The following is a 26,510-nucleotide window of genomic DNA, read 5'->3' on the forward strand; positions in this document are numbered from 1 at the left end:
TCGTTTTCCTGCCTGTCCTTCCGCCTGCCCGCGCGCGCGGACGGGTGAGGGCGCGGCGCTGTCGGGCGCCTCACGCGCTCTGCGCCGCACGGGTGCCGTTGCGCAAGAGGGCATGTGTCACAGGCGGGCCTGGTTCCGCCGGCTGCACCGTGCACCTATCGTCGGCAGCATGTTCGCTGTCTACGCCGCCCGAATCGACCGCGACCAGCCGCTCACCGGCCTCGAGTTGGGGGAGCGTCCGGCTCCCGAGGCCCGTCCCGGCTGGAGCACCATCACCGTACGGGCCGCTTCCCTCAATCACCATGACCTCTGGTCCCTGCGGGGCGTCGGCCTGCCGGAGGGCCGGCTGCCGATGATCCTCGGCTGCGACGCCGCCGGGACCGACGAGGACGGCAACGAGGTCGTCCTGCACTCCGTCATCGGCCAGACCGGCCACGGCGTCGGCCCCGACGAGCCGCGCTCCATCCTCACCGAGCGCTACCAGGGCACCTTCGCCGAGCAGGTCACCGTGCCGACGTGGAACGTCCTGCCGAAGCCCAGGGAGCTGTCCTTCGCCGAGGCCGCCTGTCTGCCGACCGCCTGGCTGACCGCGTACCGGATGCTGTTCACCAACGCCGGCGTACGGCCCGGTGACTCGGTCCTCGTGCAGGGAGCGGGCGGCGGTGTCGCCACGGCCGCGATCATCCTCGGCAAGGCGGCCGGGCTCCGGGTCTTCGCGACCAGCCGGGACGAGGCGAAGCGGAAGCGGGCCCTGGAACTCGGGGCCGTGGAGGCCGTCGAGCCCGGCGCCCGGCTGCCGCAGCGGGTGGACGCCGTCATCGAGACCGTCGGCGCCGCCACCTGGTCCCACTCGGTGAAGTCCCTGCGGCCCGGCGGCACGCTCGTCATCTCCGGTGCCACCAGCGGGGACCAGCCCTCGCACGCCGAACTGACCCGCATCTTCTTCCTGGAGCTGAAGGTCGTCGGCTCGACCATGGGCACCAAGGACGAGCTGGAGGACCTCCTCTCCTTCTGCGCCGCGACCGGTGTACGGCCCGTCATCGACGAGGAGCTGCCGCTGGACCGGGCCCGCGAGGGCTTCGAGCGGCTGGCGTCCGGTGAGCAGTTCGGGAAGATCGTGCTGACCCACTCCTGAGCCGAGCGGAGCCGTCCGGCCGGGCTACCCCGGGCCCGGGTTCTCCTTCTGCCCGCCCGTCCCTGTGGGCGGGGAGGACCCGGGATCGCGGGTGTCAAGGAGTGCCGCGATGTGGGCTGCCGCCGTCGAGAGGTGGTGGCGGGCCGCAGCGAGCTGCTCCGGGGTGACGCCGTGGTCACGGGCCGCGTCACGGATGTCGTCGCGGAAGCGGTCCAGGAGACGGTCCAGGTCACGGGCCGGGTCACCGGTGAAGTCCTGGTGCGCCCACGAGGGTTCGTACGCCACGGGGAAGTCCGCCGGGGCGGAGGTGTGGTGCGGCTCCTGAGCGGGGGCCGGGGCGGGGGCGGAGGTCTCTTCGGTGGTGCGGCCGAAGGTCCAGCTGCCGCCGAGGTCCTTCCCGAACTCCTTGCCGAAGTCCTTTCCGAACTCGCCGAACTCCTTGGCCAGTTCCGTCAGGCCGTCGCGCACGCCGGTCGGCCAGTCCCCGCGGGCGAAGTGGTCCAGTACCCGGTCCTGGACCCGTCGGGCCATGCGCTGCACCTCCTCCTGCGCCTGGGCCCGTGCCCGCGCCTGTGCCTCCTGGGCCTTGTGGCGGGCGCGCTGGGCCTCCTCACGGGCCCGGCGGCTCTCGTCCTTGGCCCGGCGGGCCTGTTCCTTCCACTCCTGCTTGACCCGGCGCATCTCCTCCTTGGCGAGCTTCCAGGCCTCCTTGTCGCTCAGGTCGTCGTACTCCCCGGCATCGCCCCGGGCTCCTTCGGTCCCGTCCTTCCCGAGGTCCGGGAAGGGGGCCGCCCCGGTGCCGGCCGCCCTGGTTCCCCGGCGGGCCTCCGAGGCCGCCGCGCGCATCTCGCGGCGCAGGTCACCGGCCGCGCCGCGCACGTCGGCCCTTATCTCGGCGGCCAGTTCCGCCACCGACTCGCGGATCTCCAGTTCCAGGTCGGCCAGTTCACCGCTGCGGTCGGCCAGTTCGGCCCGGCCCGCGTCCGTGATCGCGTACACCTTCCGGCCGCCCTCGGTGGTGTGCCGGACCAGGCCCTCCGCCTCCAGCTTGGCCAGGCGGGGGTAGACCGTGCCCGCCGAGGGGGCGTACAGGCCCTGGAAGCGTTCCTCCAGGAGCCTGATCACCTCGTAACCGTGGCGCGGGGCCTCGTCGAGCAGCTTGAGCAGGTACAGGCGGAGGCGGCCGTGGGCGAAGACAGGGGGCATGTCAGAGCACCTTCTTGTCGGTCGTCGTGCCGTCGGTCGTCGTGCCGTCGGCCGGGGCGCCGGGCGGGCCGGCGGGCGGGCCGGCGGGCCGCGGGGAGTCGGGCTCCGTCTCCCAGGGGACGTGCTCCTCCTCGTCCCGGGGCGGGCGGCGCAGCAGGGCGATCGAGCCGGAGACCGTGGTGGCGCGCAGCCGCCCGGTGCCCGCGCCGAGCCGCCCGGAGACCTTGTGGGCGCCCCACTGGCCCTGCACCCGCAGTCCGTCGAAGGCGTTGGAGATGGTGCCGCTCGCGGTGTTGGCCTCGACCGTGGCGTCCGCCGGGTGCGGCAGGCGGATGGCGATCTCGCCGGAGACGCTGGTCAGGCCGACCTCCGTGGGCCCGTCCGGGTCCAGGTCGACGATCATGGAGCCGGTGACGGATTCCGCGCGGACGGAGGGGCCTGAGCCGTCGACCACGGTGAGGTCGCCCGAGACCGAGTGGAACCGCAGGTCGCCCGTGACCGCCTGGGCCTCCAGGTTCCCCGACACGGTGTCCGCGCGGACCGGGCCCGAGACGCCGACCAGGGTGGTGTCGCCGGTCACTCCCTTGACATCCACGGGGCCGCGGATGCCGGAGACGACCGCGCCCGCGCCGACCACGCCCACCTCCACCCGGGTGCCGGCGGGAACGGCGAGGGAGACGACGGCGCTGCGCCGCCGGCCCGCCTGGTCGAGCCACTTCAGGAAGCCCTTCCAGTGCAGGTCCTCGTAGGACACGGTCAGTACGCCGTCCTGCTGGGTGACCACCAGGGGTGGGCCCTCGACCTCCGAGACCTCCAGGCGGGCGGCGGGTTCGTCCGTGCTCACGACGTTGACCGTGCCGTTGACGAGCCGGACGTGGAGGTCGCGTACGGGGTTGTCGAAGGTCAGCTTCCGGGGCTCGGTGACGGACCACTCGGGCATGGGGCCTCCTCGGCGGGGCGGCGGGACGACAACGCGTCATATCGCGTGTTCTGGGAAACACGATATATCGTGGCTGCCCGAAGTCAAGACGCTCTTTCCGGTGAGGGGACCGGCCGGCCCGGCGCATAGGCTGGACCCAGTCAGTAACGGCCTGGATGGATGCGCAGGAGACACGGCCCCATGTATTTCACCGACCGCGGTATCGAGGAGCTGGAGAAGCGGCGTGGCGAGGAGGAGGTCACCTTCGAGTGGCTCGCCGAGCAGCTGCGCACGTTCGTGGACCTGAACCCGGACTTCGAGGTGCCCGTGGAGCGGCTGGCCACCTGGCTCGCGCGCCTCGACGACGAGGACGACGAGGAGTAGGTCCCGCGCAGCCGGCGGAATCCCGCCTCGCCGGGTACGGTCCCGCACGGACGAAGGGCCCGGCACCGAGTCGGAACTCGGTGCCGGGCCCTCGTCGCGGCGTGCCGCAGGAGTCCGGGAGGCCTACGCCTCGAACACCTCACGCACCAGCTGCTCCTGCTCGGCCTGGTGGCGCTTGGCCGAACCCACCGCCGGGGACGAGCCGTGCGGGCGCGAGATGCGCCGCAGCCGCTCGCCGTGCGGGACGTCCGCGCCGACCGCCAGGTCCAGGTGGTCGATCAGGTTGAGCGCGATGAACGGCCAGGCACCCTGGTTCGCCGGCTCCTCCTGCGCCCACAGGTACTTCTCGGCGTTCGGGTACTTCTTGATCTCCGCCTGGAGCTCGGCACCCGGCAGCGGGTACAGCCGCTCGATGCGGATGATGGCCGTGTCCGTGACACCGCGCTTCCGCCGCTCGGCCTCCAGGTCGTAGTAGACCTTGCCGGCGCAGAAGACGACCTTGCGCACCGCGGCCGGGTCGACCGAGGCGTCGCCGATGACCGGGCGGAACTCGCCGCTCGTGAACTCCTCCGCCTTCGACGCCGCCGCCTTCAGGCGCAGCATCGACTTCGGGGTGAAGACGACCAGCGGCTTGTGGTGCGGGTTGTGCACCTGCCACCGCAGGAGGTGGAAGTAGTTCGACGGGGACGTGGGCATCGCGACCGTCATGTTGTTCTGCGCGCACAGCTGGAGGAAGCGCTCCGGGCGGGCCGAGGAGTGGTCCGGGCCCTGGCCCTCGTAGCCGTGCGGCAGCAGCAGGACGACGCCGGAGGTCTGGCTCCACTTCTGCTCGGCCGAGGAGATGAACTCGTCCACGACCGTCTGCGCGCCGTTGACGAAGTCGCCGAACTGCGCCTCCCACATGACGAGCGCGTCGGGCCGGGCCAGCGAGTAGCCGTACTCGAAGCCCATCGCCGCGTACTCGGAGAGCAGCGAGTTGTAGACGTTCAGGCGCGCCTGGTCCTCGGAGAGGTACTGGAGCGGGGTGTACTCCTCGCCGGTCTCCCGGTCGATGAGCACCGCGTGGCGCTGGCCGAAGGTGCCGCGCTGGGAGTCCTGGCCCGCGAGGCGGACCGGGGTGCCCTCCAGCAGCAGGGAGCCGATGGCCAGGGTCTCGCCCATGCCCCAGTCGATGGTGCCGTCCTCGACCATCGCCGCCCGGCGCTGGAGCTGCGGCTGGAGCCGCGGGTGCACCGTGATGTGGTCGGGGACGTTGACCTGGGACTCGGCGATCCGCTTGACGACCTCCGCGGAGACCGCGGTGGGCACCGCGACCGGGAAGCCGTCCTGGGGCGCCCGGGTGTCGCCGGCGGGCGGCTGGGAGGTGGCCTCGCGGACCTCCGTGAAGACCTTCTCCAGCTGGCCCTGGTAGTCCTGGAGGGCCTGCTCGGCCTCTTCCAGGGTGATGTCACCGCGACCGATCAGGGACTCGGTGTACAGCTTGCGCACCGAGCGCTTCTTGTCGATCAGGTCGTACATCAGCGGCTGGGTGAAGGCCGGGTTGTCCGACTCGTTGTGACCGCGGCGGCGGTAGCAGATGAGGTCGATGACCACGTCCTTGTTGAACGCCTGGCGGAACTCGAAGGCCAGCCGGGCGACGCGGACGACGGCCTCGGGGTCGTCACCGTTCACGTGGAAGATCGGGGCCTCGATCATGCGGGCGACGTCCGTGGCGTACATGGAGGAACGCGAGGACTCGGGGGCCGCGGTGAAGCCGACCTGGTTGTTGATGACGATGTGGACCGTGCCGCCGGTGCGGTAGCCCCGCAGCTGCGACATGTTCAGGGTCTCGGCCACCACGCCCTGGCCCGCGAAGGCCGCGTCGCCGTGGATCGCCACCGGCAGGACCGTGAAGTCCGTGCCGCCCTTGTTGATGATGTCCTGCTTGGCGCGGGAGACACCCTCCAGGACCGGGTCGACGGCCTCCAGGTGGGAGGGGTTGGCGACCAGGGAGACCTTGATCTGCTCGCCGTCCAGGCCGGTGAAGGTGCCGTCGGCGCCCAGGTGGTACTTCACGTCGCCGGAGCCGTGCATCGACTTCGGGTCGAGGTTGCCCTCGAACTCACGGAAGATCTGCGCGTACGACTTGCCGACGATGTTGGCGAGGACGTTCAGCCGGCCGCGGTGGGCCATGCCGATGACGACCTCGTCCAGGCGGGACTCGGCCGCCGAGTCGATGACCGCGTCCAGCAGCGGGATGACGGACTCGCCGCCCTCCAGCGAGAAGCGCTTCTGGCCGACGTACTTGGTCTGGAGGAAGGTCTCGAAGGCCTCCGCCGCGTTCAGCCGGCGCAGGATGCGCAGCTGCTCCTCGCGCTCCGGCTTGGAGTGGCCGCGCTCCACGCGGTCCTGGATCCACTTGCGCTGCTTGGGGTCCTGGATGTGCATGAACTCGATGCCCGTGGTGCGGCAGTACGAGTCGCGGAGCACGCCGAGGATGTCGCGCAGCTTCATCATCGACTTGCCGGCGAAGCCGCCGACGGCGAACTCGCGCTCCAGGTCCCACAGGGTGAGGCCGTGCTCGACGATGTCCAGGTCGGGGTGCTTGCGCTGGCGGTACTCCAGCGGGTCGGTGTCGGCCATGACGTGGCCGCGGACCCGGTAGGAGTGGATCAGCTCGAAGACGCGGGCGGCCTTGGTGACGTCGTCGTCGTGGGAGGCGTCGATGTCCTTGAGCCAGCGGACCGGCTCGTAGGGGATCCGCAGCGCCTCGAAGACGTCGTCGTAGAAGCCGTTCTCGCCGAGCAGCAGGTTCGCGACGACGCGCAGGAACTCGCCGGAGGCGGCGCCCTGGATGACCCGGTGGTCGTAGGTCGACGTGAGCGTCATGACCTTGGAGATGCCGAGCTTGTTCAGGGTGTCCTGGCTGGTGCCCTGGAACTCCGCCGGGTAGTCCATGGAGCCGACGCCCATGATCACGGACTGGCCGGGCATCAGACGCGGCACGGAGTGGACGGTGCCGAGGCCGCCGGGGTTGGTCAGGGAGACCGTCACGCCGGTGAAGTCGTCCATCGTCAGCTTGCCGTCGCGGGCGCGGCGGACGATGTCCTCGTAGGCCTGCCAGAACTCGAAGAAGTTCAGCGTCTCGGCCTTCTTGATCGCCGCGACGACCAGCTGGCGGTCACCGTTCGGCTTCACCAGGTCGATGGCGAGGCCGAGGTTGACGTGCGGCGGCTTGACCAGGGTCGGCTTGCCGTCCTTCTCGCCGAACGACCAGTTCATCGACGGCATGGCCTTGACGGCCTGCACCATCGCGTACCCGATGATGTGCGTGAAGGAGATCTTCCCGCCGCGGGCGCGCTTGAGGTGGTTGTTGATGACGATGCGGTTGTCGAACAGCAGCTTCACCGGTACCGCGCGGACCGAGGTGGCGGTCGGCAGTTCCAGCGAGGCGTTCATGTTCTTCACGACAGCGGCGGCCGGACCACGCAGCGTGATCAGCTCCGGGCCCTCGGGGGCCTCGGCGGCCTTGCCCTTCGGCTGAGCGGGCGCCTGTGCGGGTTGCGCCGGCTTTGCCGGGGCGGCCTTCGCCGCGGGAGCGGGTGCGGCGGCGGGCGCCGGGGCGGGCGCCTGGGCCGGGGCCGCCGCGGGCTTCGGAGCCGCGGGTGCGGCCGGGGCGGCGGCCTGGGGGGCCGGGGCCGCGGGCTGGGCCTGCGGGGCCGTGGTGGGGGTCTCTGCGGCCCCCGCGGCCGCAGTACCCGCCGGAGCCGGGGTGGCAGGAGCGCCCGGCTTGTAGTCGGCGAAGAAGTCCCACCAGGCGCGGTCTACGGAATTCGGGTCCTGGAGGTACTGCTGATAGATCTCGTCGACGAGCCACTCGTTCGGACCGAACGCGGCTGCGGGGTTCTTCCCGGCTTGGTCATCGGTTGAGATGCTCGAGTTACTGGGGGACTGTGGCGACACGGCGGCAACCGCCCTCTTCCGCTTCACAAGGTGATGGACAGCGGGAATAAAGGCTACGCCTCCCTGACCGTGAAGGTCAGGTCGGGCCCGTTCATCGTCGCGTAAGTCACATCGGAAATCTTGTTTCGGGGCTTGAAATGGCGGGAAACAACCGTGGTTCCGCACGTGGGAGGGTGCACTGGCCGGAGCCCTGCGCGTCTTCGTTCGACGGGTGGCGCGGGCCTGGTCCCGATCACACGGCTGAGACCGCGCCGAGCGGCGCCGACCGTCGTGGATCTTGTGCTTCCGGTTCGGACCCTACGTCAACTCGTGGCGGAAGTCAGGCCCGGAAGAGTGACGATGATCCGGCAGCCCCGCTCTGATTCGGCCACACCGATCCGGCCGCGGTGCAGATCCACGGCCCACCGGGCGATCGCCAGCCCCAGCCCCGTACCGCCGTCGCTGCCCGGTCCGTGCGGCCGGGTCACCGCTCCCCGGTTGAACCGCTCGAACACCCGGTGCCACTCCGACCGGGGGATGCCGGGGCCCTCGTCCAGGATCTCCAGCTCCAGCGACTCCGGCTGCGGACCGCGCCGGGCCTTCACGGTCACACGGCCGTGCGGCGGGCTGTGCTTGACCGCGTTGTCGATCAGGTTGGCGACGACCTGGTGGAGGCGCTCGGGATCCGCGTGCGCGGTCAGCTCCGGCGGTGAGACGTCGAGGTGCAGATGGACGTCCGTCCGGGTGTGGCTGCCGGAGCCGGAGGCGATGCCCGCGCGTGCGGAGGCGACCATGTTGGCCTCCTTGAGCACGCCCGAGAGGTACGGCCACACCTCGAACCGCCGCAGCTTCAGCGGTACGACGCCGTTGTCGAGCCGGGAGAGGTCCAGCAGGGTCTCCACCAGCCGGCCGAGCCGCTCGGTCTGCTTCAGGGCCGTCCGCATCGTCTCCTGGTCGGGCTCGGTGACCCCGTCGACGATGTTCTCCAGCACCGCGCGCAGGCCCGCGATCGGGGTGCGCAGCTCGTGCGAGACGTTCGCCACCAGCTCCTTGCGCTGGCTGTCCTGGGCCTCCAGCTCGTCGGCCATGACGTTGATCGTCTGGGCCAGGTCGCCGAGTTCGTCCCGGCGGTTCTCCTTCACGCGGCGCGTGTAGTCGCCGTGCGAGATGGAGCGGGCCACCGTGTTCATCTCGTCCAGCGGCATGGTGAGCGAGTGCGCCACGAACTGGGTGATGAGCAGGGTGGCGATCATCGAGAAGACGGTGATGAAGCGCAGCTCCGTCTTGGTGTGCACGGCGACGATCGACAGCCCGGTGGTGATCAGCACCGCGATGACGACCAGCGCGCCCAGCTTGGTCTTGATCGAGAACGGGCGCACGCCGCCCCAGGGTTCCGCACCGGAGGACCGGTGACTCCTGTGTGCGGCCGGGCGCCCGTCACCGCTCATGGGGCCGGCGTCTCCAGCGCGTAGCCCACACCGTGCACGGTGCGGATCCGCTCGGCGCCGATCTTCCGGCGCAGTGCCTTGATGTGGCTGTCGACCGTGCGGGTGCCGGAGGCGTCCGCCCAGTCCCACACCTCGGCCAGCAGCTGCTCCCGGGAGAGCACCGCGCGCGGGGTGTTCGCCAGGCACACCAGCAGGTCGAACTCGGTCGGCGTCAGATGGACGTCCTCCGCCTTCACCCGGACCCGGCGCTGCGCGTGGTCGATCTCCAGTTCGCCGAGGCGCAGGATGCCGGAGCGCGGGGTGGCGGCGGCGATCGTCGCCCGCTCCACCCGGCGCAGCAGCACGTGCACGCGTGCCGCCAGCTCCCGCATCGAGAACGGCTTGGTCATGTAGTCGTCGGCGCCGACGCCGAGCCCGACCAGCATGTCGGTCTCGTCGTCCCGCGCGGTGAGCATCAGAACCGGCACCGGGCGCTGGGCCTGCACGCGCCGGCAGACCTCCAGCCCGTCGAAGCCGGGCAGCATGATGTCGAGGATCAGCAGGTCGGGCTGCCAGGCCTCGGCCGTGTCGACGGCGGCGGGACCGTCGGCCGCCGTCTGCACCAGGAATCCCTCGGCACGGAGCCGGGCCGCGATGGCGTCGACGATCGTGAGGTCGTCCTCGACGACCAGCACCCGGCGCTGTGCGCCCGGGGTGGTCGTCGCCGCGCCGCTCTGGGAGGTGTGTGTCTGCTCCATCGCCCGCCCCTGTTGTTGCTTTCCGGAATCCGTGGGGTGATCCCATGTCTGCGTTTGACGCTTGAATGATCTGCGTCAGGGCAGCACATTACGGGGACTGCCCGGGCTGTCGCTATCCAGGTCGGACGGCGAGGTGGACAGCGTCCGGAACGCCCCGGGCAACGGGCACCTCTTCGGTACGCACCTGTCGGAACCCGGCATTCCGCAAGCTTCCTTCAAATTCCGGCGAGGGCTGCGCGGACCATACGGCGAGCACCCCGCCGGGTCTCAACACCCGTGCGCACGCGGCCAGTCCGGCCGGTGAGTAAAGGCTGCCGTTGTCCTCCGTGACGGTCCAGCCGGGCCCGTTGTCGATGTCGAGACACAGTGCGTCGAACGTGTCCGATGTCTCATTGACGTACGCCACGAGATCCGCTTCCACGATCCGGGTGCGCGGGTCGGCGAGCGCGCCGCCGGACACCTCCGCCAGCGGCCCCCGCCGGTGCCAGCCGATGACGGCGGGCTCCCGCTCCACCACGGTGATCCGCCCCCACCCCGGACCGGCCGCCGCGTGTGCGAGCGAGAACCCCACGCCGAGCCCCCCGATCAGCACATCCGGCTCCGGCCGCCCGTCCAGCGCGGCGCGGGCGGCGTCGACCAGCAGCCGCTCCGAGCGGCCGTCGGAGGTGTCCATCAGGAAGCAGCCGTTGGCGATGATCTGGAGCAGCGGGCCGTGTCTGCGCAGCACCACCTCTCCGTACGGGCCGTCGCGCCGGTCCAGGACCACGGGAGAGTCGTACAGGGCAGTCATGCCCCCCATCCTGGCTCAACGGCGCCCGACCTTCACGGGAATTGCGGACGACGCGACGGCCGCCCCGGGAGGACGGCGTACGGACGCGGCCGGGGAGTGAGAGGTTGCTGTGAATCCGCTCCCGGGTGGCGTCGGTCATAGACAGCGGCACGCCGGACCCCAAGGGTGGAGCGCGACGGAAGGAGCGCCGCACCGTGGAACGGATCACGAAGGGCCCTGCCACGGCCACGTCCCCGCCCCGGCCGGGCCCGCCCCTTCCCGGCGGCCCCGCCGCCGCGCCCTCGCCGGCCGCCGGCCTGCTGGACGGCGTGCCCCGTCAGCGCGGTGCTGCGGCGGCGTCCGCCCCCGCGTGCCGGCCACGGCCGGCCGTACGGCCCTGGCGACTGCTGCCCACCCCGGCCGGCACCCCGTTCACCTTCGCCTACGCGAGCGTCCTGGCCGTCACCTCCGTGGTCGCGGCCGTGGCCGACCCCGCCCTGGTCCACGCCCTCCACCAGGGCTCCAGCACGGACGTCGCCCACCTCATACGCACGCCCGTGTCCGTGCTGACGGCGAGCGCGCTGTGGATCGCGGGCGGCATCGTCTCGCCGTACGCCCTCGCGTTCCTGCTGGTGCTCACCGCGCTGGAACGGCGCACGGGCGGGGTGCGGGCCGCCGGCGTCTTCCTGGCCGGCCACGTCCTGGCCACCCTCGCCACCGAGGTCCCGGTCGGCCTCGCCGTCCTGGCCGGCCATCTGCCGCCGACCTCCCTGCACCGCCTCGACTACGGCATCAGCTTCGGCGTCGCCGCCAGCATCGGCGCGCTGGCCGGACTGCTCCGCCCCTGGCTGCGCTGGCCCCTGCTGGTGTCGGTGGCCGGAACGCTCCTGAGCGACCTGTACGCCTACGCGGACCCACTGACCAACTGGGGGCACCTCATCGCCCTGACGATCGGCCTGGCCGCCTGGCCGCTCCTCCGGCGCCCGCACCGGCCGGTCCAGGCGGTCCGGTAACGGCCCCACCTGCACCGATCCCGTGATCGCTCACGGCGAACACCCGGTCGGGAACATCGGCGGCAGCCAGAACATTGAGTCGGCATAGCTCAAGTTGACTGCCGAAGGGGAGATCATGGCTGCTGAGTCACCGGCGTTCACGCTCAACCTGCCGCTGCTGCCGCTCGACGACGAGGTCGTGCTGCCCGGCATGGTCGTTCCGCTGGACCTGAGTGACGCCGAGGTGCGGGCCGCCGTGGAGGCCGCGCAGGCCGCCGCGCCGGAACCCGCCAAGCCCACCGTGCTGCTGGTCCCGCGCATCGACGGCACCTACGCCGGCACCGGCGTCCTCGGCACGGTCGAGCAGGTCGGCCGGCTGGCCGACGGTGACCCCGGGGCCCTGATCCGCGGCCGGAGCCGGGTGCGCATCGGCGCCGGCACCACCGGCCCGGGCGCGGCCCTGTGGGTCGAGGGCGCCCGGATCGAGGAGAGTGTGCCCGAGCCGCTGCCGGGCCACGTCACCGAACTGGTCAAGGAGTACAAGGCGCTCGCCACCACGTGGCTGAAGAAGCGCGGCGCCTGGCAGGTCGTGGACCGCGTCCAGGCCATCGACGACGTGTCCGCGCTGGCCGACAACTCCGGCTACTCGCCGTTCCTGACGACCGACCAGAAGGTCGCCCTGCTGGAGACCGCCGACCCGGTGGCCCGGCTCCGGCTCGCCACCCAGCAGCTCCGCGACCACCTCGCCGAGCAGGAAGTGGCCGAGACCATCGCCAAGGACGTCCAGGAGGGCGTCGACAAGCAGCAGCGCGAGTTCCTGCTGCGCCGCCAGCTGGAGGCCGTCCGCAAGGAGCTGCGCGAGCTGAACGGCGGGAACGGCAAGGACGCCGCCGAGGAGTCCGACGACTACCGTGCCCGCGTGGAGGCCGCCGACCTGCCGGAGAAGGTCCGCGAGGCCGCCCTGAAGGAGGTCGACAAGCTGGAGCGCGCCTCCGACCAGTCGCCCGAGGGCTCCTGGATCCGCACCTGGCTGGACACCGTCCTGGAGATGCCGTGGAACGAGCGGACCGAGGACGCCTTCGACATCCGGGGCGCCAAGGCCGTGCTCGACGCCGAGCACGCCGGCCTGGAGGACGTGAAGGAGCGCATCACCGAGTACCTGGCCGTGCGCAAGCGGCGCGGTGACCGGGGACTCGGCGTGATCGGCGGGCGGCGCGGCGGTGCCGTGCTCGCGCTCGTCGGACCGCCCGGGGTCGGCAAGACCTCCCTCGGCCAGTCGGTCGCCCACGCCATGGGACGTACCTTCGTCCGCGTCGCCCTCGGCGGCGTCCGTGACGAGGCCGAGATCCGCGGCCACCGCCGTACGTACGTCGGCGCGCTGCCCGGCCGGATCGTGCGGGCCATCAAGGAGGCCGGGTCGATGAACCCGGTCGTCCTGCTCGACGAGATCGACAAGGTGGGCTCGGACTTCCGCGGCGACCCGGCGGCGGCCCTGCTGGAGGTGCTGGACCCGGCGCAGAACCACACCTTCCGGGACCACTACCTGGAGGTCGAGCTGGACCTGTCCGACGTGGTCTTCCTCGCCACCGCCAACGTCCTGGAGGCCATCCCGGAGGCGCTCGCCGACCGTATGGAGATCGTCCGGCTGGACGGCTACACGGAGGACGAGAAGGTCGTCATCGCCCGCGACCACCTGCTCCCGCGCCAGCTGGAGAGGGCCGGCCTGCACGGGGAGGAGGTCACGCTCGACGAGAGCGCGCTGCGCAGGCTCGCCGGCGAGTACACCCGCGAGGCGGGCGTGCGGACCCTGGAACGGTCCATCGCCCGGCTGCTGCGCAAGATCGCCGCCCAGCACGAGCTGGGCGAGCGGGACCTGCCGTTCACCGTGACGGACGGCGACCTGCGCGGGCTGATCGGCCGGCCGCACCACGTGCCCGAGTCCGCACAGGACCCCGCCGAGCGCCGCACGGCAGTGCCCGGCGTGGCGACCGGCCTCGCGGTCACCGGCGCCGGCGGCGACGTGCTCTTCGTGGAGGCGTCCCTCGCCGACCCGGAGACCGGCGGCGCGGGCCTGACCCTCACCGGACAGCTCGGTGACGTGATGAAGGAGTCGGCGCAGATCGCGCTGAGCTTCCTGCGCAGCCACGGCGCCGAACTGGAGCTGCCGGTGGCCGACCTCAAGGACCGGGGCGTGCACATCCACTTCCCGGCGGGCGCGGTCCCCAAGGACGGCCCGAGCGCGGGCATCACGATGACCACGGCACTCGCCTCGCTGCTCTCCGGCCGCCTGGTCCGCACCGATGTCGCCATGACCGGCGAGGTCTCGCTGACCGGCCGGGTGCTGCCCATCGGCGGGGTGAAGCAGAAGCTCCTCGCCGCCCACCGCGCCGGAGTGACCACCGTGATCATCCCCAAGCGCAACGAACCCGACCTGGACGACGTCCCGGCCGAGGTGCTGGACAAGCTGGACGTCCACGCCGTGACCGACGTCCGCCAGGTCCTGGAACTGGCGCTCGCGCCCGCCGTGGACGGGGCGACGCCGGAGGTGCCCGTGGCGGCGTGACGGACGCCTAGACCTGGGGCCCGGACTCCCGTGAGGGGGGTCCGGGCCTGCTCCGTGCCCGCTTTCCGCCCGGGCGTACACCGGGAGCACTCGGTAGGATGCAGACAGGAGCCAGCCCTCCGCAGCGGACCGGGGTGAGGGTGGTGTCTCGATGAACACGGCGCCCAGTCAGGCCGGTTGGCCGCCCAGAACCCCCTCCGGCCTGATCGGGGCCGAGATCGCGGGTTACCGGGTGGAGCGCGAACTCGGGCGCGGCGGCATGGCCGTCGTCTACTGCGCCAAGGACCTGCGCCTCGGCCGCACGGTCGCCCTCAAGCTCCTCGCCCCCGAGTACACCCGCAACGAGGCCTTCCGCAGCCGCTTCGCCCAGGAGTCCCGGGTGGCCGCCGCCATCGACCACCCGAACATCGTGCCCGTGTTCGAGGCCGGCGAGGCCGACGGCATCCTCTACATCGCCATGTGCTTCGTCGCCGGCCTCGACCTGCGCGCCCTGCTCGACCGCGAGGGCCCGCTGCCGGTGCCGACGGCGCTGCGCATCGCCGCCCAGCTCGCCTCCGCCCTCGACGCGGCCCACGCGCGCGACCTGGTCCACCGGGACGTCAAGCCCGGCAACGTCCTGGTCGCCGAGGGCATCGACAGCGACCACCCCGAGCACGTCTATCTCGCCGACTTCGGACTGGCGAAGAAATCACTGTCGCTGACCGGGTTCACCAGCGTGGGAGAGTTCGTCGGCACGCTGGACTACGTGGCGCCCGAGCGGTTCACCGGGCGCCCGGTCGACGGCAGGTCCGACCTGTACAGCCTCGCCTGTGTCGTCCAGGAGATCCTGACGGGCGCCCCGCCCTTCCAGCGGGAGGACCACGTCGAGCTGCTCTGGGCCCACCAGTGCGACACCCCTCCCGCCCTCAGCGAGAAGCGGCCGGACATCCCGGCCGGCGCCGACGCGGTACTGCTGCGGGCCCTGGCCAAGGTCCCGGACGACCGATACGACACCTGTACGGAGTTCGTGGCGGCCCTGCGCACGGCCGTCGGCGCGGCCGGCCCGCGCGGCCGTACACCGACGCTGGTGGACCTGCGCGTGGACGCCCCCTGCCCCGCCCCGGGCACGGAACCCCGCCCCGGCCCCGGCACGGAGCCCCGCCCCGGCACTGAGCCCGGTGCGGACCGGATGGCGGTGCCCGGGCCTCCGGCGTGGGCCGTACCGGTTCTGCGGACGACCCAATAGCGGGTGCCTTCCCCTCCGTCAAGCCCCGAGTCCTCGGAGCATGACCGGGGCTGCCCGTTTTGGCTTACTTGAAGTGCGGCCAGGAAAACGAACCGCAAGGGAAACGGAAATCCGGTCCAGGGATTCCCTCTCCTTAATTGCCGGCCCCGGCGAAAACACTTCATCGAGTGAGGAAAAAGCCATGAACCGTACTGTTGAGAACCGCGACGCCCACCGTCCCAAGCGTCGGGGCATCCGCCTCGCCACATTGATCGCCTCGGCTGTGATCGGCGGGGGACTCGCTCTTCCGGCGACCGCGGCGGTCGCGGCTCCCGTGCACACATCGGCCGCGGTGACTGCCGCCGAGCACTCCCACGGCCATCACAGCCACCACTGCAAGTCGAAGAAGAAGCACGGCCATCACAAGAACTGGTGCAAGAAGCACTCACACGGCTCCTCCTGGCACAGCGGCGGGCACGAGGGCGGCTCCCGTCATGGTTCCGGTCACGGTTCCGAATCCGGCCACGGCGGTGGCGGCCACTCCTCCGGCACCACCGTGCAGAACAACACCAACGTGACCGTTCAGCAGAACCAGTCCACCGGCAACGGCAAGCAGTCGAACGACAACAAGACGGATCAGTCCAACAAGGGCGGCGACAACCAGACGAACAAGAACGACACGAAGCAGACGAACGACAAGACCGGGAAGGGTGGCGGCGACCAGTCCAACAAGAACGACACGAAGCAGACGAACGACAAGACCGGGAAGGGTGACGGCAAGCAGTCCAACGACAACAAGACCGACCAGTCCAACAAGGGCACCGGTGACGGCAAGCAGTCCAACGACAACAAGACCGACCAGTCCAACAAGGGCTCCGGTACCGGCGATCAGTCGAACAAGAACGACACCACGCAGACGAACGACAAGACAGGCAAGGAAGGCGGCGACCAGTCGAACAAGAACACGACGGACCAGTCCAACACGACGGACAAGGGCACCGGCGACCAGACCGACACCAACTCCACCGACCAGTCGAACGACCAGGCCGGGACCGCGTCCGGTGACCAGTCGAACGACAACACCACCGACCAGTCGAACCAGCAGGGCGACAACGGTGGCGCCCAGTCCAACGACAACACCACCGACCAGTCCAACACGACCGGCCAGTAAGGCCTGACCGCCGCGACAGCGGCAGGACTCCGCCCCGCCGCTCCCCGCGGCGGGGCGGACCTGTGTCCGGGGGCGGTGGTGTCAGAGTGACTGTTCCGCCCAGACCGTCTTGCCGACCCGGTCGTGCCGGGTGCCCCAGCGTTCGGCGAGCTGGGCGACCAGCAGCAGGCCCCGGCCGCCCTCGTCGAAGATCCGGGCCCGCCGCATGTGCGGGGTGGTCCCGCTGGAGTCGTACACCTCGCAGATGAGCTTGCTGTCCTGGTGGATCAGCCGGAGCTGGATGGGCGGGCGGCCGTAGCGGATCGCGTTGGTGACCAGCTCGCTGACCATCAGCTCCGTGGGGAACGCGGCCTCGTCCAGGCCCCAGGTGGTCAGCTGCTCGGTGGCGTACCGGCGGGCCACGGAGACGACGGTGGGCTCGTTGTCGAGTTCCCAGGAGGCGACCCGGTCGGCGTGCAGCGCCCGGGTGCGGGCCACCAGCAGGGCGATGTCGTCGTCGGGGCGGTGGCTGAGCAGCTCGGTGAGGACCCGGTCGCACACCGATTCCAGTGACTTCGCGGGGCGGCCGAGCGCGTGGAACATCTTGTCCAGCGCCTCGTCGATGTCGTGGTCGCGGGCCTCCAGCAGCCCGTCGGTGTAGAGGGCGAGCATGCTGCCCTCGGGCAGTTCGGTCTCCACCGCCTCGAAGGGCAGCCCGCCGAGGCCCAGCGGCGGGCCCGCGGGGACGTCGAGGAAGCGGACGGTGCCGTCCGGGGTGACCACGGCGGGCGGCGGATGGCCCGCCCGGGCGATGGTGCACCGGCGCGAGACCGGGTCGTAGACGGCGTACAGACAGGTGGTGCCGATGCCGCCCGCGGTGTCGGCGGCCGGGTCCGCGCTGCCCTCGTCGGCGGCCAGTCTGAGCACCAGGTCGTCGAGGTGGGTGAGCAGTTCGTCGGCCGGCAGGTCGACGTCGGCCAGGGTGCGTACGGCCGTGCGCAGCCGGCCCATGGTGGCGGAGGCGCGCATGCCGTGCCCCACCACGTCACCCACGACCAGCGCCACACGCGCTCCGGACAGCGGAATCACATCGAACCAGTCCCCGCCCACGCCGGCCCGGGTGGCGGCCGGCAGATAGCGGGTGGCGATCTCCAGTGCCGCCTGGTCGGGCAGCGTGTGCGGGAGCAGGCTGCGCTGGAGGGCCATCGTGGTCGTACGGGACTTGGAGTAGGTCCGGGCCTGCTGGATGCCGGCGGCGGCCTTGGCGGTGAACTCCTCCGCGAGCCGCAGGTCCTCGGGGCCGAACGCGCCCCGCCGGGGGTGGCGGGCGAACAGGGCCACGCCGAGCGTGGTGCCCTGGGCGAGGAGCGGCACCGCCAGCAGGGCGCGTGCTCCGGACGTGTGCAGCCAGGCGGCGCCCGGGTCCAGCGCGGCCCACCCGGCGACGGCCGGGTCGGCGGTGTCGTACAGCAGCGGGCGGGCCGCCGCGAGGCACTGGGCGGGCGGCGAGTCCGCCGGGCAGACGACGGCGTCACCGATGCCGATACCGATACCGGAGCCCGTGCCGACACCGGTGCTGGTGCCGGTTCCGTGGGTGGCGCCGCCTCCGTCCGGCAGCGCGCGCAGGGCGGCCCGGCGCAGCACGACCGGATCGGCGGGCCCGCCGGCCTCCTCGCCGGTGCGCGGGGAGTCCAGCAGATCGACCACCATGACGTCGGCGAGCCGGGGGACCGTGACCTCGCCGAGTTCCTGTGCGGCGCGGGCCTGGTCCGCCACCGTGCCGACGCGCGGTCCGGAGTCCGCCGAGGCGCGCTGCCGGGTGGCGGAGTCCTGGCCGGGCTGCTGCCCGGACAGGCACACGGCCCGTACCCGGCCGCCCGCGTCCTTCAGCGGGGTCAGGACGGTGGTCCCGCCGAGGTCCGGGGCGAGACAGCCGCGCGCCTCCTGCGGCCCGCCGGACTCCAGCGCCAGCCGCATCGAGCGGTCGGCCTCCTCACCCGCGCTTTCGGGCACGATGTGGGTGAGACGCAACCCGCGCATCGCCGCCTCGGGCAGGGCGAGGGCGTGCTCCATCCGGCGGTTGGCGCGCACCAGGCGCAGGTCGGTGTCGAAGACCGCCAGCGGGAAGGGGGACTGGAGGAACGTCCACTCCTCCAGTGGTTCACCGCGCGGCGGCTGGGTCCGTGGTGTCACGGCGCTCACCGCGAGCCAGTCGGTGACGCCCTGGTCGGAGGTACGGCGATGGGCGAGAACCCCCAGTTCCAGGAGCCGGCCGTCCTGGTGGCGCAGCGGGACGGTGCCGTTCCAGCGGGTCCGGCCGGCCAGGGCCCGCCGGACGGCCGCGCCGTCGGTGGCGAGCAGCGCGGTGGCGGGGCGGCCGACGACCACGGAGGAGTCGTAACCGAGCAGCCGCCGCGCGCCCTCGCTCCAGCCGGTCAGGATGCCCCGGTCGTCGATGGTGGCCGTGGCCGTGTACGTCGACTGTCGCTCCATCGCCGCTCATCTCGCCCTTGCTCGGCAGGCTCTCCTGACCAGCATGATCCCGGGCGGCGCGGAGCACCAACGCAGGGACGGTCCGCGCGACGGCACGGGGGGAGAACCCGGACCCCGGCCCGACCGGGGCCGGCGTCCCGGCGTGCCGCCGTGCCGCGGCCGGTGGGACGACCCCTACCCGTTGGCCAGGGCCTGGACCCGGTCCAGCGCCCCGTTGAACTTGTCGTGGTCGCCGACGGTCGGGCCGGAGGAGGTGTACTGCCACATCGTGTAGTACGGCCATCCGGCCGGCAGCGTCCCCGGGTCCGCCGCGTAGCGGGCGATCCACAGCGGGCTGTTCGCGGCGAAGCCGCTGTAGTCGCCGGTGCACTGCGTCCACCAGCTGGCGGCCGTGTAGATGACGGGGTACCGGCTGGTGCGCGCCGCGTAGGTGTTGACGAAGTCGGCGATCCAGCTGACCATCTGGCTCGCGGTCCTGCCGTAGCAGGCGGCGCCGTAGGGGTTCCACTCGATGTCGAGCACGCCGGGCAGGGTCCGGCCGTCCCGGGACCAGCCGCCGCCGTGGTCGACGAAGTAGTTGGCCTGGGTCGCGCCGCTGGTGGTGTCCGGGGTGGCGAAGTGGTACGCGCCGCGGATCATGCCCACGTTGTACGCGCCGTTGTACTGCTGCGCGAAGTAGGGGTTCGTGTAGTACGTCCCCTCCGTGCCCTTCGTGTACGCCCAGCGCACCCCGCTGTTCCACAGGGTCGACCAGGCGGCGTTGCCCTGGTACGCGGAGACGTCCACCCCCTCCGTCTGGGTGGCGTCACCGGTGGTGGGGGTGCCGTTCCGGCCGTCGTGGGCGAGGACGCCGATGCCGAGGTAGGCGGAGCCGCGGCTGGGCGTGGTCACGGCGTGCGCGGTGGTGAGCGGGAGCGTGAGGGAGAGCGCCGCGAGCAGGGTCGTGAGGAGGCCGGCGAGGGGGCGCGGGCGGCGGGAACGGATGGAACCGGGTCTGAGCACGGCCATGACGTGCCTCCGGGGGAGTGAAGTGGGGGACGAGGCGCGGACCGCTGATCCAATGGCGTGGGCATGCCATTGATTGCCTCGTAAGGAAGCTACGCACGTAGATAAGGGGTGGGAAGGGGGTCCGGAGGACGCCGTTGGTCTACTCCTGCGAAATACTGACGGAGCTGCGGTGATGGCGACATACGGCAGAAACTTTCAGGACAGCGAAACCGATCAGGGGTGCTGACGTGCACGACGACGGAAACGGTGGCGCGCGCCGCGCCGCCGGCCAGACGACACCCAGTGCCCCGGACCAGGAGTTCCTGGCGCTGGAACGCGAGCTGACCGTGCTGCTCCGGCGTGCCCGGGCCAGCCAGGGGGAGATGGCCCGCGCGGTCCACCCCGACCTGGAGTCCTCCGCCTACGGCCTGCTCATCCGGCTGGACGAACTCGGCGGCCAGCGGGCCACGGCACTCGCCGCCTACATCGGCGTCGGCAAGGCCACCATGTCCCGCCAGCTGCGCGCCCTGGAGGAACTCGGCCTGATCGCCCGCGAGCCCGACCCCGCCGACGGCCGCGCCTGGCTCGTCACCCTCACCGACGAGGGCCGCCGCCGCGTCGGCACGGTCCGCGAGGCCCGCCGCGCCCGCTACGTCCGCCAGCTCGCCCACTGGGACCGCCACGAGGTCGCCGAACTGGCCCGACTGCTCCACGAGCTGAACGGCGGCATGGAGAAGTAGCCCTGGAGCGCACAGCTCCCCCGCCCGGCCCCCACGCCTTTGCCGCGGCGTCCCGTCACAGCTCCGCGTACACCACCGTCGCGTCGTCGTGCGTCTTGCCGCGCCCCAGGAACACCCGTTCCACCCGGTCCGCGTCCTCCAGTGCCCGCACCCGGTCGACCAGTGACCGCGCGCCCTCCTTCGCGACCACGTCGAACAGCGCCGTCCAGTCGCCCTCGCGGAACGTCTCCGTCCAGCGGGTCGCGCCGTCCGTCAGCGCGGCCAGCGCCCGGACCTCGCGCCGGGGCAGGGCGCCGGTGACGGCCCGGGCGGCCACGGCCGGGTCGGCGGCGGCTGTGAAGAAGCCGCCCTCCCGGTTGCGCAGACGCGTGTCGACCAGGGCCTCCGTGGCGAGCGCGGCACGCGGCAGCCGGGCGAGCCGGTCGTCCAGGACCGGTGTGACCGTGCCGTCGGGGCCCCGCAGCAGCAGCGCGGAGTCGGACAGCACCAGGTACTCCACCGTGGCGGCGGACCAGCGGGCCAGGGCGACGGTTGCCTGGGGCGTCCGTGGGTGAGAAAGGTCACAGGTGCCCGCGTGGGCCTCGGCGGTGCGCCGGATCGCCTCCGCGAGGATCTCCGGCAGCGTCAGATCTCGTGCGGAAACGGTCAGTTCGGTCAGCGCGCCACCCAGCCGCGCGGTGAACCAGGGGACGGAATGCAGACAGCCCGCGCCGCCGCCGGGTGGCGTCACCCCGTCGAGGACGACGACGCAACCTCCCTGTCCGCAGGCGGGTAGCGCGACACCGGCGAAGTCCTCGTTGGGGCGGGTCGCGTCGCCGGGTCCGGAAACGAGATCAGTGCGCATCCAGCCAGTCTGCACGACCCCTTCACACGCTCGCCAAAGGCTGGCAAGCGGTGGTCATTTCCCGTGACCCCGCAGGTCAGGCGCCTGATTTGGGAGGTAATGATCCACTCCGGGAAGGCGTGGTGGCGAATAGTGCCAAAGCCTGCCGCGCGCGTCCAACCGGCCCACCGCGCAAGCCCCCCGCACTGGCCAGAGGAACTTGCCCGCCAACTCCCCTCCGATGTTCACTCCTTCGGGTGGCGGGTCAGGTGATGCGCGACCACTGCCCACCGGCGCTGGGAGGGTCGGGAACCGTACGAACCGGGTGTACGCACCACTTGGCACCGAGATGACGGGGTGCCACCCGGGCCCTGGGTAGACGAGTTCAGGAATGCGAGCACCGGTGCAGAAAAAGCGGCCTCGGCGCACAGGCAGTCAGACGGCCCCCGCGGGGACCGCCCCGCAGACACCCGTGGGCACCGGCCGCCCCACCCATGTGCGCAACCGGCTGATCGTCGCCGTCGCGGTGGTGGCCGCCGCCGTGGCCGGCGCGGGCGCGCCCGCCGTGCTCACCGCCTCCCAGGACGTCAGCGACTCCCAGGATCTGGTGACACTCGCGGCCCGTACCCAGGACGCGCTCACCCTCGCCCACTCCCTCGCCGACGAGCGGGACGAGGTCACCTCCTACATCGCGGCCGGCCGCCCCCGCTCCAAGGCGCCCGCCGAGGACCGCAGCGCCCGCGTGGACCGGCAGGTCGAGGAGCTGCGCGCCGACACCGGCACCCCGGCGGACCTGCGCACCGACCTCGGCGGCATCGATGCCGTCCGGCGCGCGGCCCTCACCGGCAAGACCAGCGCACTCCAGGCGCACCAGGCGTACTCCGAGACGATCACCGCGCTGCACCGGCTCGCCGAACAGCTCGCCGAGCGGACGCCCCCGCGGGCCGGCTCCGGGGCCCACGCCCTCGCCGAGCTGGACTCGGCCGTCCAGCAGTCCGCCGCCGCCCGCGGCCTGCTGCTGGCCGCGCTGAACGTCCCGTCCCACTCCCGCACGGTGATCGACCCCGTCACCGGCCTGCCGGCCACGGACGCCACCGGCACCGACGCGGAGGGCAGGCAGCGCGACGCGCTCACCGTCGCCGCCCAGCAGGCCCGGCTGCGCGCCGACGCCGCCCTCGCCGGTTTCCGCGAGACGGCGCCCAAGGCGGCCGTGGACTCCTACGACTCCACGGTCACCGGCCCGGAGGTCAACTCGGCCGAGAAGTACCTGGCCACGCTGACCGACCAGCCCACCCTGGCCGACAGCGAGGCGACCACCAGTACCAAGAAGCTGGACGCCGCCCTGTCCGCCCGGGTGGACCTGATGCGCGGTGCCGAGTCCGCGCTCTACGACCACCGCACCAAGGACCTCGCCAGGCTCCGGGACGACGACGTCACCGCCCTGGAGATCCGCGTCGCGGTCCTCGGCGCCCTGATGCTGGCCGCGATCGGCGTCGCCGCGGCGATGGCCCGCACCCTCACCCGCCCGCTCTCGGTCCTGCGCCGCGGCTCCGCCCGCCTCGCCGGGGCCGAGGACCCGGCGGCCCAGGAGCCGATCACCTTCACCGGCCGCAACGACGAGTTCGCCCAGGTGGTCCGCTCGGTCAACGCCCTGCACGCGCACGCCGTGACGCTGCACGAGCGGGTCGCGACCCTGGAGACGGACCGCAAGCACCTGGTGGGCCAGCGGCAGAAGATGGCCGACGCCCGCGAGGAACTGCGCGCCGAACTCGCCGGGTCCACCGCCCAGCTGGAGCGGCTGCGCACCAGCATCGGCTCCACCTTCGTCAACCTGGCCCTGCGCACCCTGGGCCTGGTCGAGCGGCAGCTGGCGGTCATCGAGGGCCTGGAGGACCGCGAACAGGATCCCGACCGCCTCGCCACGCTCTTCAAACTCGACCACTTCGCCACGGTCATGCGCCGGCACAGCGAGAACCTCCTGGTCCTCGCCGGCACCGAGCACGTGCAGCAGCACCCCGGCCCGGTCCCGCTGGTCGACGTGGTCCGGGCGGCGGTCAGCGAGATCGAGCGGTACGAACGCGTGCGCATCGCGGCGCTGCCCCCGCACACGCACCTCGTGGGCTTCGCCGCGGACGACCTCTCCCACCTGCTGGCCGAGCTGATGGAGAACGCCACGTCGTTCTCGCCGCCGGACCTGCCCGTGGAGGTCTCCGGCTGGCTGCTGGAATCCGGCGAGGTCATGCTGTCCGTCCAGGACGAGGGCATCGGCATGACCGAGGAGCGCCTCGCCCGTCTCAACGCCCGCCTCACCGACTTCGACCCCGGGTCGCCCTACGACCAGGAGGGCGGCGAGAACCTCGGCCTCGGCCTCTACGTCGTCGCCCGCCTCGCCCAGCGCCACGGCGTCCGCGTCCGGCTGCGCGAGCAGAAGCAGGGCGGCGTCGCCGCGGTCGTGGTCCTCCCGGCGTCCCTCCTCACCGAGGCCCCGCCGGCCGCGCTCCCGGCGCAGTCCGCCTCCATGAGCGGCACCGGCACCTACTCCCTGCCGGGCGCCGACGCCGAGGCCAACTCCAACGTCCTGCACGGCCGCGCCGCGGACACCGACCCGCTGGTCGCGCTGGCGGAGAAGGCGGCGCGGGCCTCCGGCGTCACGGCCGCGAAGACCGGGGAGCGGACCGAGGAGACGCGGGAGACCGAGCCGGAGCCGGCGCCGGAGCCCGAGGACACCGAGACGCACACCCGGGCGGAGACCCCCGGGCAGCGGCGCGCGCAGGATGCGCCGGCCCGGCCGAAGGCCCCCCCGGAGACCCCCGCCGAGACCACGATGGAGCTGCTGCTCCCGGACCTGTCCCCGGCCGCCACCGAGCAGGACACGACCGGGCAGGACTCCGCCGGGTCGGGCTCCGCCGGGCCGGCCCACGCCGGGCACGGTTCCGCCGGGTCGGGCTCCGCCGGGCAGACCCCATCCGAGCACGGCTCCGTCAGGCAGGGCTCCGCCGAGCCGGCCCACGCCGGGCAAGGCTCCGCCGGGCAGACCCCCACCGGGCAGGCCCCCGCCGGGCAGGCCCCCGCCGGGCAGACCCTCACCGGGCAGACCCCCACCGGGCAGGGCTCCGCCGGGCACGGCTCCGCCGAGCCGGCGCCCGCCGCCCGGTCCACCGCCGGGCACCTGGCCACCCGGCCGGGGTCCGGGCCGGAGGGCGGCCGGGCGCATGGGCCCGCCGATGACTTCCGCACCACCGGTGCGGGCACGAACGACCCCGCCGAGGACGACGCCGAGGTGGTCACCAGCAAGGGCCTGCCCAAGCGCACGCCCAGGATCACCGCACCCGCGGCACCGCCCCGCCAGCGCACCGAGAGCGTCGACGCCGACGCCCTGCGCCGCAGGCTCGGCGGGTTCCGCCGGGGAGCCGTAGCCGGCTACCGCGACGTGGAGGCGGAGATCGCCGGACACACCACAGAAGCCACGGGGGGCACAGCCGAGGAGGCAAGCAGTTGACCGCGCCCACTACCTACGGACTGAGCAGCGAAGCCCGCAACCTGCACTGGCTGCTGACCAACCTGGTCGAGGAAGTACCCGGCATCCAGTCCGTCGCCGTGGTCTCCTCGGACGGCCTGCTGCTGCTCTCGTCCGATCCCGGACACACCGAGCAGTCCCGTCGGGCGGGCCCGGCCAAGGGCCCCCGCGGGTCCTCCGCCGACCTCGCCACCATCGTCTCCGGCATCGGCAGCCTCACCCTCGGGGCCGCCAAGCTGATGGACTTCGGCGGGGTCAGGCACACGATGGTCGCCATGGCGGAGGGCAGCCTGTTCGTGATGTCGATCAGCGACGGCTCGCTGCTCGGCGTGCACGGCTCCGCCGAGTGCGACATGAGCGTGGTGGCCTACCACATGGCGCTGTTCGTCGGCCGCGCCGGCCATGTCCTCACCCCGGAACTCCGCTCGGAGCTACGGCAGTCACTCGAGTCCCAGTCGACGGGGAGCGCCCGATGAGCGGCACAGCGAAACTCCCCGTCCGCGGCGGCGACCACAAACCCGCCCGTGTCCGCCCCTACTCGCTCACCGGCGGCCGTACCCGCTTCGGGCACGTCCTCCTGGTGGAGACCTTCGTGGCCGCGCTGGAGGCCCCCGAGGAGCGCAGGGAACTGACGAACGGCTCGCTCGCTACCCGGGTCATGCCGGAGATGCGGGCCATCGTCGAACTGTGCCGCCGTATGCGCACGGTGGCCGAGATCGCCGCGCTGCTGAAGATGCCGCTCGGTGTGGTCCGCGTACTCCTGAGCGATCTCGCGGACCAGGGAAAGATCCGTGTGTACGGCACCGGGACCGGGCACGGCACCGGCCGCCCGGACCGCGCGCTGCTGGAAAGGGTGCTGAGTGGACTCCGCCGTCTCTGACGCCGCCGCCTCCGCCGTAGGAGGCGTCCCCCTCGTCGCCGGCTTCGCCGAGCCCGACGAGGATCTGAAGTCCTGGCAGACGGACCGCTCCCGGGCCCCCATCGCCACGAAGATCGTGGTGGCGGGGGGCTTCGGCGTCGGCAAGACCACCCTGGTCACCTCCGTCTCGGAGATCACGCCCCTCCAGACCGAGGCGCTGATGACCGAGGCCAGTGAGGGCACCGACGACCTGTCCGCCACCCCGGGCAAGCTCACCACCACCGTGGCCATGGACTTCGGCCGCCTCACGCTCGACGACGACCTGGTGCTCTACCTGTTCGGCACGCCGGGCCAGCAGCGGTTCTGGTTCATGTGGGACGACCTGGTGCGCGGCGCGATAGGCGCCGTGGTCCTGGCGGACACCCGCCGCCTGAAGGACTGTTTCCCGGCGCTGGACTACTTCGAGAGCTGCGCACTGCCGTACGTCGTCGCGGTGAACCACTTCGACGGCAGTGAGCGGTTCGATCCGGATGACGTGCGGGAGGCGCTGACGATCCCCGCGCACGTCCCTGTCATGATCATGGACGCCCGGCGCCGGATCTCGGCGATCGAGACCCTCCTGGCCCTGGTGGGCCACGCGCTGGCGGAAACACCCGAGTAGTC

20 protein-coding genes are annotated in these 26,510 nt (G+C 72.2%); 11 read left to right on the forward strand and 9 right to left on the reverse strand.

Annotated features, from left to right (window positions below; translation table 11 throughout):
• Positions 1–169 precede the first annotated feature (169 nt).
• Complete coding sequence (locus AB0F03_RS26595) at positions 170–1,135, forward strand: zinc-binding dehydrogenase (RefSeq protein ID WP_361996280.1); 966 nt, start codon at positions 170–172, stop codon at positions 1,133–1,135.
• A gap of 24 nt (positions 1,136–1,159) precedes the next feature.
• Here the strand turns inward: AB0F03_RS26595 and AB0F03_RS26600 are convergent, their stop codons facing one another.
• Together AB0F03_RS26600 and AB0F03_RS26605 are read right to left on the reverse strand one after the other, a co-directional pair.
• Positions 1,160–2,341 carry a PadR family transcriptional regulator gene (locus tag AB0F03_RS26600; RefSeq protein WP_361996282.1) on the reverse strand — a complete coding sequence of 394 codons (1,182 nt, stop codon included), beginning with the start codon at positions 2,339–2,341 and terminating at the stop codon, positions 1,160–1,162.
• A 1-nt stretch (position 2,342) separates the two neighbouring features.
• Positions 2,343–3,281 carry a DUF4097 family beta strand repeat-containing protein gene (locus AB0F03_RS26605; RefSeq protein WP_361996284.1) on the reverse strand — a complete coding sequence of 313 codons (939 nt, stop codon included), beginning with the start codon at positions 3,279–3,281 and terminating at the stop codon, positions 2,343–2,345.
• Between the two features lie 180 nt (positions 3,282–3,461).
• Here AB0F03_RS26605 and AB0F03_RS26610 point away from each other — a divergent pair, with 180 nt between their 5' ends.
• Positions 3,462–3,644 (forward strand): DUF6104 family protein, encoded by a 183-nt coding sequence (locus tag AB0F03_RS26610; protein WP_005312030.1) that lies wholly within the window; start codon positions 3,462–3,464, stop codon positions 3,642–3,644.
• A 123-nt stretch (positions 3,645–3,767) separates the two neighbouring features.
• Here the strand turns inward: AB0F03_RS26610 and AB0F03_RS26615 are convergent, their stop codons facing one another.
• The 4 genes from AB0F03_RS26615 to AB0F03_RS26630 form a co-directional block, all read right to left on the reverse strand.
• Positions 3,768–7,586, reverse strand: coding sequence for a multifunctional oxoglutarate decarboxylase/oxoglutarate dehydrogenase thiamine pyrophosphate-binding subunit/dihydrolipoyllysine-residue succinyltransferase subunit (locus tag AB0F03_RS26615; protein ID WP_361996286.1), 3,819 nt, complete (start codon positions 7,584–7,586; stop codon positions 3,768–3,770).
• A 302-nt stretch (positions 7,587–7,888) separates the two neighbouring features.
• A complete protein-coding gene (locus tag AB0F03_RS26620; RefSeq protein ID WP_361996288.1) occupies positions 7,889–9,013 on the reverse strand; it encodes a HAMP domain-containing sensor histidine kinase in 1,125 nt (374 codons plus the stop codon).
• Complete coding sequence (locus tag AB0F03_RS26625; RefSeq protein WP_121786956.1) at positions 9,010–9,750, reverse strand: response regulator transcription factor; 741 nt, start codon at positions 9,748–9,750, stop codon at positions 9,010–9,012. Before AB0F03_RS26625 ends, AB0F03_RS26620 begins: the two co-directional genes overlap by 4 nt.
• Before the next feature lie 112 nt (positions 9,751–9,862).
• On the reverse strand, positions 9,863–10,540 hold the full coding sequence (locus tag AB0F03_RS26630) for a spermidine synthase (RefSeq protein WP_361996290.1): 678 nt from the start codon (positions 10,538–10,540) through the stop codon (positions 9,863–9,865).
• A 194-nt stretch (positions 10,541–10,734) separates the two neighbouring features.
• On the opposite strand from AB0F03_RS26630, the gene AB0F03_RS26635 reads away from it, so the two are divergent.
• From AB0F03_RS26635 to AB0F03_RS26650, 4 genes are all read left to right on the forward strand, one after another.
• Entirely contained in the window at positions 10,735–11,532 is a 798-nt protein-coding gene (locus AB0F03_RS26635) for a rhomboid-like protein (protein ID WP_361996292.1), read from the forward strand.
• 115 nt (positions 11,533–11,647) lie between these two features.
• Positions 11,648–14,074 carry an endopeptidase La gene (lon, locus tag AB0F03_RS26640; RefSeq protein WP_361996294.1) on the forward strand — a complete coding sequence of 809 codons (2,427 nt, stop codon included), beginning with the start codon at positions 11,648–11,650 and terminating at the stop codon, positions 14,072–14,074.
• Between the two features lie 151 nt (positions 14,075–14,225).
• Complete coding sequence (locus tag AB0F03_RS26645; protein WP_361996296.1) at positions 14,226–15,299, forward strand: serine/threonine-protein kinase; 1,074 nt, start codon at positions 14,226–14,228, stop codon at positions 15,297–15,299.
• Between the two features lie 181 nt (positions 15,300–15,480).
• Entirely contained in the window at positions 15,481–16,449 is a 969-nt protein-coding gene (locus AB0F03_RS26650; protein WP_361996298.1) for a hypothetical protein, read from the forward strand.
• An 81-nt stretch (positions 16,450–16,530) separates the two neighbouring features.
• Here the strand turns inward: AB0F03_RS26650 and AB0F03_RS26655 are convergent, their stop codons facing one another.
• Positions 16,531–18,921 carry a SpoIIE family protein phosphatase gene (locus AB0F03_RS26655; protein WP_361996299.1) on the reverse strand — a complete coding sequence of 797 codons (2,391 nt, stop codon included), beginning with the start codon at positions 18,919–18,921 and terminating at the stop codon, positions 16,531–16,533.
• A 174-nt stretch (positions 18,922–19,095) separates the two neighbouring features.
• Positions 19,096–19,929 (reverse strand): lysozyme, encoded by an 834-nt coding sequence (locus AB0F03_RS26660; protein WP_361996300.1) that lies wholly within the window; start codon positions 19,927–19,929, stop codon positions 19,096–19,098.
• 227 nt (positions 19,930–20,156) lie between these two features.
• Here AB0F03_RS26660 and AB0F03_RS26665 point away from each other — a divergent pair, with 227 nt between their 5' ends.
• Positions 20,157–20,648, forward strand: a complete 492-nt coding sequence (locus AB0F03_RS26665; protein WP_361996301.1) for a MarR family transcriptional regulator — start codon at positions 20,157–20,159, stop codon at positions 20,646–20,648.
• Positions 20,649–20,703: 55 nt separating this feature from the next.
• Here the strand turns inward: AB0F03_RS26665 and AB0F03_RS26670 are convergent, their stop codons facing one another.
• Positions 20,704–21,492, reverse strand: coding sequence for a protein phosphatase 2C domain-containing protein (locus tag AB0F03_RS26670; protein WP_361996303.1), 789 nt, complete (start codon positions 21,490–21,492; stop codon positions 20,704–20,706).
• 382 nt (positions 21,493–21,874) lie between these two features.
• Between AB0F03_RS26670 and AB0F03_RS26675 the strand changes: the two genes are divergently transcribed.
• From AB0F03_RS26675 to AB0F03_RS26690, 4 genes are read left to right on the forward strand one after another with little or no spacing between them, the layout of a single operon-like run.
• The gene (locus tag AB0F03_RS26675; RefSeq protein ID WP_361996305.1) at positions 21,875–24,970 is read left to right on the forward strand and encodes a nitrate- and nitrite sensing domain-containing protein; all 3,096 of its coding nucleotides are present in this window, start codon (positions 21,875–21,877) and stop codon (positions 24,968–24,970) included.
• On the forward strand, positions 24,967–25,464 hold the full coding sequence (locus AB0F03_RS26680; RefSeq protein ID WP_361996307.1) for a roadblock/LC7 domain-containing protein: 498 nt from the start codon (positions 24,967–24,969) through the stop codon (positions 25,462–25,464). Before AB0F03_RS26675 ends, AB0F03_RS26680 begins: the two co-directional genes overlap by 4 nt.
• Positions 25,461–25,868, forward strand: coding sequence for a DUF742 domain-containing protein (locus AB0F03_RS26685; RefSeq protein WP_361996309.1), 408 nt, complete (start codon positions 25,461–25,463; stop codon positions 25,866–25,868). Before AB0F03_RS26680 ends, AB0F03_RS26685 begins: the two co-directional genes overlap by 4 nt.
• Positions 25,849–26,508 carry an ATP/GTP-binding protein gene (locus AB0F03_RS26690; protein ID WP_361996311.1) on the forward strand — a complete coding sequence of 220 codons (660 nt, stop codon included), beginning with the start codon at positions 25,849–25,851 and terminating at the stop codon, positions 26,506–26,508. The genes AB0F03_RS26685 and AB0F03_RS26690 overlap by 20 nt, the downstream gene beginning before the upstream one ends.
• Positions 26,509–26,510: the final 2 nt, after the last annotated feature.

The sequence above is a fragment of the Streptomyces sp. NPDC028722 genome (genome assembly GCF_040637655.1).
In the GTDB taxonomy this organism is placed as follows: Bacteria; Actinomycetota; Actinomycetes; order Streptomycetales; family Streptomycetaceae; genus Streptomyces.